The organism is Paenibacillus sp. PvP094, from assembly GCF_040546835.1.
GTDB classification, from domain to species: domain Bacteria; phylum Bacillota; class Bacilli; order Paenibacillales; family Paenibacillaceae; genus Paenibacillus; species Paenibacillus illinoisensis.
Genome location: NZ_JBEPOM010000001.1, coordinates 4,825,627 through 4,840,721, shown reverse-complemented (window position 1 = coordinate 4,840,721; position 15,095 = coordinate 4,825,627). Strand labels below are relative to the sequence as shown.

At 44.4% G+C, this 15,095-nt stretch carries 11 protein-coding genes; 6 read left to right on the top strand and 5 right to left on the bottom strand.

Annotation, left to right across the window (positions count from 1 at the left end; translation table 11 throughout):
* Positions 1 to 81: 81 nt before the first annotated feature.
* Positions 82 to 699 carry a TetR/AcrR family transcriptional regulator gene (locus ABIC22_RS22205; protein WP_354483824.1) on the top strand — a complete coding sequence of 206 codons (618 nt, stop codon included), beginning with the start codon at positions 82 to 84 and terminating at the stop codon, positions 697 to 699.
* A gap of 351 nt (positions 700 to 1,050) precedes the next feature.
* Here ABIC22_RS22205 and ABIC22_RS22200 read toward each other — a convergent pair whose 3' ends face one another.
* Positions 1,051 to 2,277 carry a multidrug effflux MFS transporter gene (locus ABIC22_RS22200; RefSeq protein ID WP_354483823.1) on the bottom strand — a complete coding sequence of 409 codons (1,227 nt, stop codon included), beginning with the start codon at positions 2,275 to 2,277 and terminating at the stop codon, positions 1,051 to 1,053.
* 888 nt (positions 2,278 to 3,165) lie between these two features.
* On the opposite strand from ABIC22_RS22200, the gene ABIC22_RS22195 reads away from it, so the two are divergent.
* From ABIC22_RS22195 to ABIC22_RS22185, 3 genes are all read left to right on the top strand, one after another.
* On the top strand, positions 3,166 to 4,770 hold the full coding sequence (locus ABIC22_RS22195; protein WP_354483822.1) for a type 2 periplasmic-binding domain-containing protein: 1,605 nt from the start codon (positions 3,166 to 3,168) through the stop codon (positions 4,768 to 4,770).
* A gap of 93 nt (positions 4,771 to 4,863) precedes the next feature.
* Positions 4,864 to 5,754, top strand: a complete 891-nt coding sequence (locus tag ABIC22_RS22190; RefSeq protein ID WP_095357605.1) for an ABC transporter permease — start codon at positions 4,864 to 4,866, stop codon at positions 5,752 to 5,754.
* A gap of 14 nt (positions 5,755 to 5,768) precedes the next feature.
* A complete protein-coding gene (locus ABIC22_RS22185; protein WP_336781790.1) occupies positions 5,769 to 6,659 on the top strand; it encodes a carbohydrate ABC transporter permease in 891 nt (296 codons plus the stop codon).
* 40 nt (positions 6,660 to 6,699) lie between these two features.
* On the opposite strand, the gene ABIC22_RS22180 is transcribed toward ABIC22_RS22185, so the two are convergent.
* The 3 genes from ABIC22_RS22180 to ABIC22_RS22170 form a co-directional block, all read right to left on the bottom strand.
* A complete protein-coding gene (locus tag ABIC22_RS22180; RefSeq protein ID WP_153978845.1) occupies positions 6,700 to 8,448 on the bottom strand; it encodes a cache domain-containing sensor histidine kinase in 1,749 nt (582 codons plus the stop codon).
* A gap of 11 nt (positions 8,449 to 8,459) precedes the next feature.
* Positions 8,460 to 10,094, bottom strand: coding sequence for a helix-turn-helix domain-containing protein (locus ABIC22_RS22175; protein ID WP_354483819.1), 1,635 nt, complete (start codon positions 10,092 to 10,094; stop codon positions 8,460 to 8,462).
* Positions 10,095 to 10,498: 404 nt separating this feature from the next.
* Entirely contained in the window at positions 10,499 to 11,704 is a 1,206-nt protein-coding gene (locus ABIC22_RS22170; RefSeq protein ID WP_354483817.1) for a collagen-like protein, read from the bottom strand.
* Positions 11,705 to 12,358: 654 nt separating this feature from the next.
* Between ABIC22_RS22170 and ABIC22_RS22165 the strand changes: the two genes are divergently transcribed.
* Entirely contained in the window at positions 12,359 to 12,742 is a 384-nt protein-coding gene (locus ABIC22_RS22165) for a MerR family transcriptional regulator (protein WP_354483815.1), read from the top strand.
* Positions 12,743 to 12,809: 67 nt separating this feature from the next.
* Positions 12,810 to 13,769 carry an oxidoreductase gene (locus ABIC22_RS22160; protein WP_354483813.1) on the top strand — a complete coding sequence of 320 codons (960 nt, stop codon included), beginning with the start codon at positions 12,810 to 12,812 and terminating at the stop codon, positions 13,767 to 13,769.
* A gap of 263 nt (positions 13,770 to 14,032) precedes the next feature.
* On the opposite strand, the gene ABIC22_RS22155 is transcribed toward ABIC22_RS22160, so the two are convergent.
* Entirely contained in the window at positions 14,033 to 15,019 is a 987-nt protein-coding gene (locus ABIC22_RS22155; RefSeq protein ID WP_354483811.1) for an alpha/beta fold hydrolase, read from the bottom strand.
* Positions 15,020 to 15,095: the final 76 nt, after the last annotated feature.

The following is a 15,095-nucleotide window of genomic DNA, read 5'->3' as shown; positions in this document are numbered from 1 at the left end:
ACTTACCGGTAAATATAATTACAAGTTGATTTTGCTTATGAACGAGGTTTGTCATAAAATATTCATGGAGGAGAGTGTGCAATGCCAGATAAATCACCCAAACGTTTGCCCGGAAGACCCAAGCAAGCGGACACCAAAATTTCCGTACAGCAAACGATCATTTTAACTGCTTCCAAATTGTTCAAGGAATACGGCTACGAAACTGTCACGCTCCAACAAATTGGAAAACGATGCAATGTGTCTAAGCCGACCATATACTATCACTTTGCTAGCAAGCCTGAACTTTTTAAGGTTGCTATGATTACCATGTTCCAGAATGTACGCCGAGTAACTTCAGACTTTCTTGATCATGCTGAACATCTGGAAGATGGACTTGTACGGTTGGCCGAGGCCAGGCTGGCGAACCCGCATGCAGAGGTTGAAACCATGATTAGAGAAGCTGAGCCTTTTCTTGAGAAAAATCAAATTCAGGAAATTAGAGAAGCCGAGGCTCGCATTCATGAGGTATTGGCGACCCATTTCCAATTGGCCATGGACCAGCAAACTCTCCGCGAAGACGATCCCATGTTCTTAGCTGAGACTTTTTCGACCCTGATGTTAATGGGCAATCGGGAGAACACCCCGCAAAAGTATGAATCTAATCTTGCACTGGGCCAAAGGTTAGTAGGTATCTTTCTGAGAGGTGCGAAATCAACTTAGATTATGGTTGCTCCAGTGTAATTATGTTTTTTGATTTCCTGAGGGAACTTTTTCAGATCTGTTCTTGAACTGCATTATTAGATTGTTGCCCGCAGTCGAGCTTAGCGCTTAGCTGCGGTTTTACATACTGTGTTGTAGTTAAAGCCTCAAACAATATCATTACCTTACTTTATGCCTGTAGATGAATTTTCAATTCTCTGATTATTTATTGGAGAACGTTCTTTTCAGGTATAGCTATTCGTACACGTTCTTATTCCTGCTCCTAACTAGGCGTATGGTCCCTATATATAAAAAAAGCCGCTAAATGGTATTAGCGACTTTTCAAAGTACAATGTTTTAGGACTCGTATATCTACATGTTGAGATCGGACTGAACCTCATCAGTATGATCGGGTATCTTTCTAACCAGTACGAAGTAAGTGATAATAGCAACAATACTCGTCCCTAACAAAGTAAGGCCCAATGGAACAGCTGTATCTTCACCGGCAATTCCCACCAACGGAGCGACTAACGCGCCAAGCAAGAAGGGAACAACCCCAAGTAATGCTGCGGCACTTCCGGCACTTTTGGCTTGACTCTCCATGGCAAGTGGAAATGCTGCTGTTGACGTAATCCCGATAGAACATACAAAGAAGAACAGCGGTATAACCAGAGCAAAAAGAGGGCCGTGAGCCAGCGTCACCATCAAGGCAGCAATACTTGCCACTAGTGCAAGCCATAGTCCCGATAATAGGAGCGTCTGCTCAGAGATTCGCTGTGCCAACCGGCCTACAAGCTGAGAGCCGATGATCAAGCTGATCCCGTTGGAAGCAAATAATATAGCAAAAACCGTCGGCGTGACTCCATATATATTTTGATAGATAAAAGGTGTGCCTGCTACATATGCAAAAACCCCAGCCGTCATAATTCCCTGTGCCAGCATGTAACCTACGAACTTCCGGTCACGTAGAAGCTGTCCATAGTTACGTAACTGAAGTTTGAAGTTAGGAGCAACGCGTCGTTCCGGCGGGTTCGTCTCTTTCAGACGCCATTTAGTCATTGCCCATAAGAAAACTCCCAGAACGGAGAGTGAAATGAACACACCAATCCATGTCGTAAATGAAAGAACGCCACTGCCTGCGATCGGTGCTGCCAAAGGCCCCAAATTCCCTACGAGCAATAATAAGGAGAAAAACTTGGTAAGCTCATGTCCACTGTAAAGGTCGCGAGCTATCGCGCGGGAAATAACGATTCCTGCTGAAGCCGAGAAACCTTGAGTGAAGCGAAACAAAATCAACAGACCAATATTCGGAGCGTAGGCGCACGCTAATGAACAGATGATATAGGCTGCCATGGAGATCAGTAGCGGTGTACGTCTTCCATAAGCATCGCTCAGTGGTCCCATGACCAGTTGTCCCGCACCCAGCCCTAGTAAGCAAGCAGTTAGACTGAACTGAACAAGTGAAGCGTTCGTATTGAACGTTGATGCAATCTCAGGAAATGCTGGTAAGTACATGTCGATCGTGAATGGGCCCAAGGTTGAAAATAAACCCAATAACAAGGCCAGGCCTGCAACATTCCATTTGTTGCTTTTAATCATTGTTCCATACCTCTCTCTAAACATTACTTTAAACCTTTAGATAGTATAGCTCTTAGAGTTAACTTTAGGTCAAGCTATATTTGAACGTTCATGATTCAAGCGTTGTACGAACTGTTATTCGTTAGCCACCCTTCATGTATTAAACCAAGTAAAATAAAACCGTAAATCATTTTAGATTAACGGTTTTTAATCATTTACTATTCGTTTGACATAACCTTCAACCACAAACAACACAAAAAAAGCTGCCCAATTACTCGGCAGCTTCGGTGCTTTGTTTTAATATAACGTTGGAACCGGAGAACAATTGAAGGAACGAATCTCACTCAATCCTATTGAATACTGATTCCATCTCCCGCCAAAAAATCTGTAGCCATAGGCTCTGAATTCACCGACCGCTGTCAAGAAAAACCAAAAGTTGTCTCCATTCCTAAGCCACATATACGTGAAACGATTAATGCAATTTTGAAGTCCCAAGGGATTAGCAGGATAGGGAAAAATGGATTGTGGGTATGACATATTTTCAGATTCACTCCTTATAGGTAATTGACCTAACACCACTTTATGCCCAGCGTTACGATTTGGGTTGGGTGTTAGCCCGGGAGATCAGCTGATTTACATCATTGAATTTGCTTTGATTTTGACTTATATGAATCGCGCACTCCTTCTGCTTCCGTATTGAAAAAACCAAAACCCAATTCCTGAGTAAAAAAAGGTTTAGTCCAAAGTAAAATATGTGCACGTTCTCCTCTTCTCCATTCTCCTCTCTGATTCAAAAGTAAAAAATGAACGCGTTCTCGTCAATAACTTTGATATCGCGTTATCCCTTTCTAGATTACAATATTTTCAAGAATAGATTTGCTGAAATATTGCTAATAAGGGGGAAAAGAAATGAACAAGAAAAGCAAATTGGTCATGTTGTCATTATGCATCTCATCCTTATTATTGGCCGCGTGCACGAGTGAGGGCAGCTCCGGGAAAAGTCCAACGAACACAGACTCAGAAACCAACGAGGCTGGAACTGTAACCATTCACACGGTAACCTCTGAATACACTTCGGCCAAATATCCTAAGGGTGACGATATCACCAACAATGTGTGGATCAGGAGATACAAAGAGAAACTTAATATTGATGTAAAAACAGACTGGGTTAGTGATGAATACGATACCAAACTGAATTTGGCCATATCATCGAACGATCTTCCTGACGTCTTTCGGGTGAATCCTTCACAACTACGGCAATTAGTCGAAGCAGATATGGTCATGGATCTTACAGATGCATTTGAACAGCACGCCTCCGACCGTCTCAAAGGATATATGAAAGCGGATGCAGACAGTTTCGAATCGGGTAAAAAGGACGGCCAATTGTACGGGATACCTCAAATGCACTGGGGTTTAATTGATCAACCGGACTTCGTCTGGATCAGGAACGACTGGAAGGAAGAACTCGGCCTCGAAGATCCAAAATCAGTGGCAGATATCAAGAATATCGCACTGAAATTTATGGAAAAGCACGGTGGTTATGGCATGGCGGTAGATCAATCGCTGGATTATCTGAATCTGCTCGCCATCGCATGGAACGCCCATCCGGATATTTGGATCGAGGATAGCAGCGGAGAGCTCGTATATGGCTCAATTCAACCGGAGATGAAAGCAGCACTGGCTGAATGGGCCGAATGGTATAAGCTTGGCATCATTGATCCGGAATTCGCGATCAAGGACTTTAATGCCATGAATGCCGATATTGTCGCCGGCAAAGTGGGCATGCAGCCTTACTATCAATGGTGGGGCTATAACCCTGGAGTTGATACGGTAGCCAATTTGGGCAAGGACGCCATCTTCTATCCGTATATCATCCCCACAATCGACGGTAAGGAAGCAAAACAATCGATCTCTTTTGCGAACGGCAACTATATTGTCATGAAAAAGGGATTTGAACATGCTGAAGAAGTCATTAAAATCCTGAACGACTACGCTTATATCGTAGATGAGGGCCAGGGCAAGGAATCCAAAGAAACGTTATCCGCCTTACTGGACAACGATATCGCTCACGTGGTTGGAGCTTTCCGTGTACTTAATCCGAACTCCGACTATGAGCAGTTTGAGGCGGTATCCGCTGCGCTTCAGTCCAAGGACACCAGCGGCCTCACCACTTCGGGAATGTGGCAAAAATATAACAACAGTGTTGAATTCATGGAAAATGCAACGCCAGGAGCAGTCGGTGACTATTTGCAGCAAGGGGCTCCTAAGAATGCTTATGGTCTTGCGAAAAAAGTGCTCGATAGCGAGAACTATGTCAAGACAGGTTTATGGGGAGTAACCCCAGAAGCGCTGGCGAGCTACGGCACAACTCTGGATGATATTCTGACCGAAGGATTCACCAAGATCATTATGGGTACGGAAAGTATCGATTACTTCGATGTGATTGTTCAGAACTGGAGAGCTGCCGGCGGGGATGAAGCGACTCGTGCAGTCAATGAAGCTTACGGGAAATAAATAGGTTTGGTAGCGGGGATGAGGAATTTTAACTTCTCTCCCCTTTTATTTTGCCGGAGATTCGATCTTATTACCGTGAACGGAGGAAAATGAATGCTGAGAAAATTAAAGCAGCAGAGTCCCTACCATTTAATGTTGATACCTAGCCTAATTTTGGTTTTCATCTTCAGTTACATCCCATTCTACGGACTCGTTATTGCCTTTCAGAAATACAATCCGGGGCTGGGGTTCAATTCTCCATGGGTAGGATGGGACAATTTCTCACACGTGTTTAATCAGCCCAATTTCGTTAGGACGATCTGGAACACGCTCTATATGTCTGTCTTCAAGATCATCGGCGGCATTATTGTACCTGTTATCTTCGCCTTACTGCTGAACGAGGTCGTAAGAAGCGCAGTCAAACGCACGTTCCAAACCCTTGTTTATATCCCCAACTTCCTCTCTTGGGTCATCATGGCTGGAATTATGCTCGATATACTTAGTGCCGACGGCATCGTTAATTCGTTTTTAGGGGTATTCGGGATAGAGAAAATCTCATTTCTAGGCACACCATCCATTTTTCCGTGGACCATGATTATAAGTGATATCTGGAAGGGCTTTGGCTTTGGTACCGTTGTTTATCTAGCAGCCCTAACGAGTATTGATCCCGGGCTATATGAAGCCGCTGTGATTGATGGAGCCAAAAGGTGGAAGCAGACCATATATATTACTTTGCCACTTCTAATGCCAACCATTGTGCTGATGACCGTATTATCCCTTGGAAATGTACTTAATGCCGGTTTTGATCAAATTTATAACCTATACTCCCCTGTCGTCTATCAAACAGGCGATATTATCGATACCTATGTGTATCGTTTAGGGATACAACAGGCGCAATATTCCATCGGTACCGCTGTCGGATTATTCAAATCCATCATTTCCACCATACTGATGGCCCTATCTTATTTCCTGGCGTATAGGGTAGCAGGCTATCGCATCTTCTAAGGAGGGCTATCCCTATGATCAACGATAATAGTATAGGTAGACGTCTGTTTCATATCATAAACTACACCATATTGATGATCATCTCTCTACTATGCATTCTGCCATTTATCAACCTGCTTGCCGTTTCATTTAGCAGCAGTGCGGCAGTGTCTGCAGGCAGTGTTACATTCTGGCCCGTAGAATTTACGACAAAAGCGTATGAATTTGCATTATCCGGCGGGGCATTCTATTCTTCCCTTTGGGTAGCTGTCAAACGTACCCTGCTTGGAACACTCGTTAATCTTGTCCTGATTGTGCTTACGGCGTATCCGCTCTCGAAAACAAAGCAAAAATTAATGGGACGGAATGTATATATGGGATTTTTCATCGTGACCATGCTATTTAACGGAGGATTAATCCCTACCTATCTCGTGGTGGTCAAAATGGGATTGATCGATTCGATCTGGTCACTGATATTACCTGGCGCTCTTCCTGTCTTCAGTATGGTCATTCTCATGAACTTCATCAGGGGATTGCCAGAAGAGATCGAAGAATCCGCGATTATCGATGGTGCAGGTCCTTTACAAGTCCTTGTCCGTATTTTACTCCCCCTTCTCAAACCTGCTCTCGCAACGGTTGGGTTGTTTAGTATCGTTGCCCATTGGAATTCCTGGTTCGACGGAATTATCTATATGAACAATCCGGACAATTATCCATTACAGAGCTATCTGCAGACGCTCCTGCAGAGCTTTGAACAAATCATGCTGAAATCAGGCTCCGATTATACTCAGCTGCTCTCCATGATGAACGCCAGAACCGGGCGTGCCGCCCAGATGTTTTTGGGTGCCATTCCGATCTTGCTCGTTTACCCGTTTCTACAGAAGTATTTTACGAAGGGTTTGGTACTTGGTAGTGTCAAAGGATAACGCAAGAGGCTTGCAGGTTCACCTGCAAGCCTCTATTTTTTTACTCAGGTACACTCGCAATAGCAGGAAGCAGGATGGAAAAAATCGTACCTTCTCCCACCTTACTCTCTACCCGTACTCCATAGGGTTTGCCAAAATGCAGTTGAATGCGCCGCTGCACATTATGAAGACCGATTCCATTAGAACCATTGCCCGGATCGACCCTTCCTTCCATAAAACTCCGAATGGCATGATGTTCCATACCGACACCATTATCACAGACTTCTATTGAAATATTATCACCCTGCGGCTGAATCCGAATCGTAATTACACCGTCTTCTTCGATTTCGGCCAGACCGTGAAAGATGGCATTTTCAATAATAGGCTGTAGAATCATCTTGGGCATAAGATAATCCAGTAGATCATTTTCAATCTCATATCTCATCTGAATAGACCCATAATATCTGACGTTCTGTATGGTTGCGTAATTCATGATATTATCCACTTCCTCGCGAATGGTTACCAGGGTTCCATCCGACTTGGTCGCATAGCGAAGCATCGAAATAAGTGCATCTGTCATTTCCACGATTTTGTCGGCTTGCTGCATGGATGCAATCCATTTTACGGATCCAAGTGTATTGTACAGAAAGTGAGGGTTGATCTGGTCATGAAGTGCTCGCATCTCGGCGGCCGCTTTTTCTATTTCTTCTTTTTGCATTCGCTCAACCATACGTTTCAGCTCATACGACATCTTATTGAAGCGAACGGATAAATGTCCGATCTCGTCTCGAGATCGAACCTCTTCCACCTGTTCAAACTGTCCTTTTTCAACCAGCGCGATATTACGTAAAAGTTTCTTGATGGGACGTGTGATCACATGCGAGAGAAAAATCGAAATAATGGCAGCAAACAGGGACATGACGATAGCCAGCATGATGAGATTACGACCCAGTATTTTGCCATCCGCAGTCAGCTCATCCAAAGGCATATATAAATAAGTGGTCCACTTTTGCTGACTTAGCGGGCTGGTTACGACAATATTCAATGATTCTACTGGACGAACGTTGTCACGGAACAAGGTCCCAATCAGCTGGTCATTTACGTTGTATACAATTTTGTCATCCTCATCAACGATCATGAATCTGGAGCGAAGCCCTTCCTGCAAGTTGCGATTAACGATCTCTATAAATCTAATATCGATGCTGACGACGATCACTCCGAGCAGTTTTCCATTGGTCACATCATGAATCTTACGTGCGTGTGATACGGCCAGGATTTTATTTTCCAATTGCTTATCAATCCTGGTGGTCAACGTAATCGTTCGATCATCGGAATGCATAAACTTTTTAAACCATAATTCGTTCGCCATCTTGAAGTTGGGGTCTATAGGCTGGTGTGGACTAACGAACAGATCCTGTCCTCCATTCAAGTTATAGAGGTAAATGGAAAATACACGGTCCTTCATCATGATGTAATTCATTAGCAGATTATAGGCCGCAATCTCATTCTGCTCCTTACCATCCCGCAGGAAATCCTGTATCGGAAAGCTTCCATCATGTGTCGCAGACAAACTGTCGTTAAGACCATTACTGGCCAGCAGTGAGATTTTCTCGATTTCTTTAAGAAACTCGTCAATGCGAATATTGGTCTGCTTGGCCAGATCGCTTAGCAGCTTGGTATAATTCTGTGCCAACAACCGTTCAGAAGAGTAATATGAATTGATGGTCATTACGAACACCGGAAGGATAATCACTGTCATACAGATCACCAAAATTTTGTACTTGATACGGAAAAGTCCTGGACGCTTCATATGCTGCACCTCTATTCACGGGATAACCTGGACTCCAGCTCTAGCTCACGGTATTCCTCTGGAGTTACACCTACGGACTTTTTGAAAATCTTACTGAAATACGTGTAATTGTGGTATCCCACCGCATCTGCGATCTCATATACTTTTAATTCGCGGCTTAATAGATAAGTCTTGGCATGTTCGATTCGAACCCGTGTCAAGTAGGAGATAAAGTTCTCTCCTTTTTCCTGCTTAAACATTCTGCTAAGATACGACGGATTCACATTAATCTGACCAGCCACGCTTTGCAAAGAAATGTCCTCGGCATAATACTTGTCAATGATTTGAATGGCCAGATCTGCATACGTAAGCTCCTGCATGATTTGGGAATCGGCTTGAAAGCAATATGCGATATGCGTCAGCATTTCCTGATGAATGTCCTCCCAATATTCTCCTCTTAGAACCCTTTCATAGGGCGACTCTTCCTTTAAGTAAGGCTTGCTGCCTCGTGTATCGCGCGTCATATGGGAGTGGAGCATTTCCATTACCGTGATATATTGCTTACGAATGCTGTTCTCATCCCCCCCCTTTGCTTCCAGATCCGATCGCACCATTTCAAGAAACTTCTCGGCCTCTTTGACGTCTTTGCTTACCCACAACTTATGAATGTCTTTTTGTTGCTGCGGACTCAGCATCCCATTTATTTCGTATCGTGCCGGTGCTTGAGCCAGACTCTCGTAAAACAATACTCTGTTGCTGCCTGTAAAGAAACTCTCCCTTAGCGCGGACTCTGCCTCTTGACATGCCTTCCTAAGAAAGCGAAATCCGGAAACCGTTGCACTTACACCAGCCGTTAGTGATAGATTCATGAAATCCTTGATCGAGGATAGAAGCTTATTGCACAGTTTATTAATGTCGACTTGGCTGGAGCCACTGCCAGAAGGGAGATTGACGATAACCCAATATTCGGATGAACTTTCAACTAAAATCTCCTTGTTCCACTTGGATGGAATGATCTCCTCCATAATATTCACGATCGAAAAGCGGAGCAGCTTTTCTCCTTTCTCAATATATTTCCTCTTCACTTGCTCGTAATAGTTCACGACAAACTTGATCACCACAAGCCTGTCAGACCGTATGCGAAAATGCAGTTCTTCGGCTTTGGTAATCATATCTTTTTCACTTATGAATCCGCTTACAATATCCTGGAAGAAACTATCCTTGAGATGTCTTAAACTCTTCGAATAATCATGCTGCACCAATGGTACATGGGTCAGACTGTTCTGTTCGCTTTGCAGTTTCTGCCTGATCTTCGTAAGCAGTTCGATCAGGGATGTTTCTGTAATCTCACTTTTGATCAAGTAGTCTACAGCACCCAGCTTTAATGCTTCCTTCACATAATGGAGTTCATCAAAATTACTCAGAATGACATACTTGCAATTTTTCAGTACTAAGGATGCTTCTTTTATTAGCTTAAGACCATCCATAATGGGCATTTTGATATCCGTAATGATCAGATCGGGAGAAGCTTCGAGTGCAAGCTCCAAGCCTTCCTTACCGTTTCCTGCTTCACCGACAACACAAAAGTCAAATTCCTCCCAGTTCAGCATGGAACGAATTCCAACGCGCATTAACAATTCGTCGTCCACAATCATCAGTTTATACATGAGAACCCCCAGTTTACGTTATTTCGTGATGAACCCTATTCTATTGATTTTGCTGAAAAATGTGAAAGCCCTGGAGCTTTTTAGCTATTTTACCATTGCAAAGTGAACGAGCCTATCTCCTTCAGAACTAAAAATGGTAGTCCATATGTAAAGCCAGGAGCTTATCTACTTCCCTTACAGCCACTTCACCCAACAGCAAGAGATCTGTTGAAGCCCTTACTTGCGGAGATTGAATCCTAGGAAAATATTTTCTAAAGGCTCCCTTGTAAACAAAACAATGGAGCACCTGCCGACTGACAAGCTGCTCCATTACGGCTTTCTTTTCTTATCAAATAAAATGATATTCAATACGCTTGAAACAAGCTATTCCTCGATTCTTCCACAAAGCAATGGTTGGATATCGGCTATACTAATCCAGCGACCCATGGGGATAACAGCAAACTGACATCACTGGTATTAATAAGATCACCCACCGCTAAACCTGTAAGATTTTGAACTCTAAAATTGATTGGTATAGCGTCATCTACAGTCCCTGTTCCTGTAGTACGGCCAGCTATGGATGAACCGTTAATTTGATTATAAACAGCTAAGTAATAGACTGTATTACCTGAAAGAGTAACTGGTGCAGTTAATGGTAATATAAACAGGCCTGGTGTTATGGTTGTTGCTACCGTAGTGACACCAATGACACTTGCTGTTGTGCCAGTGACTGGCTCCAGCACTGCCATCTGAAAGGTACCTGTATTTGTACCCATTTGTGTGACAAACGCAGCAAGTCTACTGATCGTAGAGTCTTGACCATCAAAAGCAAGTGCCCCAATGGCCTGATTATTTCCGCTCCCAGCATTAAATGGGATTAACGTATCGATGTCTCCTATTTTGAGAGTTTCAATAAACGGTGAATCGATGCCAGCAATTCCAGTCGCCCCAGTCACACCGGTTACTCCCGTTGAACCTGTAGCGCCCGTTGCACCCGTTAAACCTGTGGCACCGGTTGGGCCAGTAGCTCCTGTAGCGCCTGTTGCTCCAGTGACTCCCTGCGCACCCGCTGTACCCACGCCTCCAGTTGCTCCAGTCGGACCTGTTGGACCTGTTGCTCCAGTGGCTCCCTGCGCACCCGCTGCACCTGCGCCTCCACTTGCTCCGGTTGGACCAGTAGCGCCTGTTGCTCCAGTGGCTCCCTGCGCACCCGCTGCACCTACGCCTCCGCTTACTCCGGTTAGACCTGTTGCACCGGTGACTCCGGTAACGCCTGTCGCTCCTGCTGCACCCACGCCTCCGGTGGCTCCCGTTGGACCTGTGTTGCCTGTCGCACCGGTAACTCCTTGCGCACCCGCTGCACCCACGCCTCCAGTTGCTCCCGTTGAACTTGTTGCACCTGTTGCTCCGGTAACTCCTTGCGCACCCGCTGCACCCACGCCTCCAGTTGCTCCCGTAATTCCTGTAGCGCCCATTGTTCCGGTGACTCCCTGCGCACCCGCTGGACCAACGCTTCCGGTGGTTCCCGTTATGCCTCTAGCCCCAGTTGCTCCTGTTACTCCCCGTGCACCCGCTGGTCCTACACTTCCGGTGGCTCCCATTGCGCCTCTAGCTCCGGTTGCTCCAGTCACTCCCGTCACACCCGCTGGACCAACACTCCCGGCTGCGACTCTATCTCCTTTTACACCTCTAAATCCTCGTGGTCCTCTCCAACCTGCACATCCTCTTTTACACGTTCTGCTCTTCTTTTTCTTATTATATTTCTTAGCATTGGCATCTCTACTACAGTAAGGTTTATGATCTTTTGGAAGCTCATGATTTTGAATCTGACTATAACAAGGTTTTGTCTTCTTCAGTTTCTTCTTCGTCGAAGAGCGATGGCTGGCCTTTTTCGGGTGCTTACGCAAAGCGTTTTCTTTTATGCGAGTAATCTGATTAAGCTCCAATGAAAAGGTCAACTATTACACACCTCCTTATGCCTAAGATATGCGATGGTTGAAAACTGGGACTAGGTAAAGTCACCAATATATAGCCTATCGTCATAAAGGCAAATGCTCCTAGTAACCAAATCCATATGTAGGTCAAGCCAAATATGCAAAAACCTGAAATGCAATACTATGTATAACTGGGATCGACCCGTAAGTCTATACTCCATGAATTTCACTATAGTTAGCTCCCTTCTCGTTTTCGACCAAACGGTTATTTTGTAGTCTACGAATACCTTGATATATTAATATGAAGAGCTATCAGTCAGATATATAAAAATTGGAGTTCAAGTTTGTGAGGTGAAGCACGTGTATACCATAAGTGAAATGCAATCTATATTGAATATCAATGCTTCGACTCTCAGATATTACGAAAAAGAGGGGATTCTCCCCGAAATTGAACGTAATGATGGTGGAAGACGGGTTTACAGGGAAGAACATGTACTGCTGATGAAATTTCTCCTCTGCTTAAAGGAAACGGGAATGAGCATTGAAGACCTGAAAGCCTATATGAACTTAGGCTATCATGTGGAGACTATGCTTGAAGACCGAAAAGATATTTTAATCAAACACAAAAAAAGCGTAGAAGAGCAGATCTCCCAAATCCAATCCAATCTGGAACGCATCAATCAGAAAATTGGATTCTATGATGATTTGATTTCGAAGAAGAACCTTCCTGAGTGAGGATGCTTGACTTAAAGTTGACTTTAAGATGTATGTTATGTACACATCACATAAAGGAGAATTACACATGCACTCAAACAAAACTTATCATCGTACTCCTCAGGAGCCCATTACATCAGGTTTCGGAAAACATTCCACAGCAAAAGAAACGCTCCAAAAAATCAATCTAAGCGATAAAATTTGTATTGTAACTGGTGGATACTCTGGCATTGGACTGGAGACCACACGTGCTCTTGCTGAAGCCGGTGCTACAGTCATTGTTCCTGCACGAACCATAGAGAAGGCTCGTATGGCTCTAGCCGATATCCCTCATGTTGAGATAGAAGAGCTGGATCTCATGGACCCTGCTTCCATAGATGCCTTCGCCAAGCGTTTCCTGGAATCGCAACGCCCACTTGATATTCTTATTAACAATGCTGGTATAATGGTTCCTCCTCTAACCCGAGATTTCCGTGGGTATGAATCCCAATTCGCTACCAATCATCTGGGACATTTCCAGCTCACTGCACGTTTGTGGCCTGCCCTTAAACAATCAGGAAGCGCTAGAGTCGTATCGGTCTCCTCTTCAGGCATTGTGTTCGGAGGAGTTAATTTTGAAGACCCGCATTTCGAACAAGAACCATATGAGAAATGGAGAGCTTACGGACAGTCCAAATCTGCAAACTCCCTTTTTGCCGTTTCATTAGATGAACTCGGGTATGATTATGGCATTCGGGCATTCGCTGTCCATCCTGGTGCAATCTATACCGATTTGTCACGCTTCCTGTCCGAGGAAGAATTGAATAATTTGGACTTTGGAATGGACCTCAAGACAGAAGAGCAAGGAGCAGCAACGAGTGTATGGTGTGCCACAAGTCCGACTCTGGAAGGTCAAGGCGGTGTGTACTGTTTAGATGTGAACATTGCCAGAGCCGTACCTACTGTGCAGGATATGCCAGGTGTACTGCCTTGGGCCATTGACTCTGACTCAGCACAACGATTGTGGCAGCTTAGCGAGAAATTAACCGGTGTGAAGTTTGATCTCTAACCTAACCGGAAGTTTACGAAACGGTACCTTTAATGATCACCATTTTTACATTTGATTCCTCCACGCTAAGTCATAACTCCAGAGAGCAAGGCGAATAGGCAGCCATTTATCCCTTCTCGTTTGGGACAGGTGTAATCAACAAGAAGCGAGCCGTGCACTGATAGCACGAGCTCGCTTCTTGTTGTCCTATGACTACTTTTACTATGACCGCTTGGTAACTTCCATCCCTCTCCTCTTACCGGTTCCTACAGGACTTCACTCCATTATTTTAATTCTCTCGTAAACTCCTTGATTTTTTCAGAGATTTCTTGGGGATGGGAACGATACAAGTAATGTCCCGCATCCATTAGGAGCATTTCTGCATGTGTAGAATCCTTTATTTGCTTCTCATGTTCGGGAACCCATTGATCCGTTGCGGCGTTATTCGCTTGAACAAAGAGGAGAACCGGTAAGTTTTGAGGGAACGATAGCTTCTCGGCTTCAGTAAAGTTGGCATACATGTGCTCTGCCTCGTTCAACTGCGTGTTGTTATACATGTTTTTACGTATGAAGATGTCTATTTGCTCTTTGGTTTGTTGATCATATGGCAGTCCTTCATAAGGGTCCGTGCTTAGTTTTAACTGTATGCGGTGGAAGCCCAGGTTACGAAACCATTTAATCGGAGTGGTCACCGATGAATCAATGGTCTGTTCTTCTTTCAGCGTTGGAACACTGCTATCCAGCCCGATAAATGCTCTCACCTCGTCCGGATATTGGTTCACATAATCCAGACTATAGATCCCTGATATGGAATGCCCCATGAGAATGTACCGGTCAATATCGAGGCTTTGTAATGCTTCATGAATTTCACTTACGATATTTGCAGTGCTGCGCTCCTTCTCAGTCTGATCGCTTAATCCGTAACCAAAAGGCTCAACGACAACGACTTTGTAAAATGGTGCTAATTCTGCGATAAGTGGTTTAAAATCAAGTGCAGGTGCCGCTGTTCCATAACCGGGTAGCAGGACAACCGTCTCTTCGCCTTTCCCCTGAATCGAAACATTCATCTGCTTCCCATCCACAGATACAAGCTGACCGTAAGGTTCCGTTCTTTTTTGTTCTGAATAACGGCTAACCTTGTTAAACGTATACGCGCTGGCTACAAAAAGCAGGATGGCTATTACGATTACAGCGATAATTTTAAGTAAAATATGTAACACTTTCTTGAATAATGTTCGTTTCCTTACTTCCCTTGCTACTTGTTGTGTCAATCTCTTTCAGCTCCTCTTGTCATCTATACAATGGCCTTCCGGCTACTGATGCAAGTCTAACCAACCAAGTTGTCCT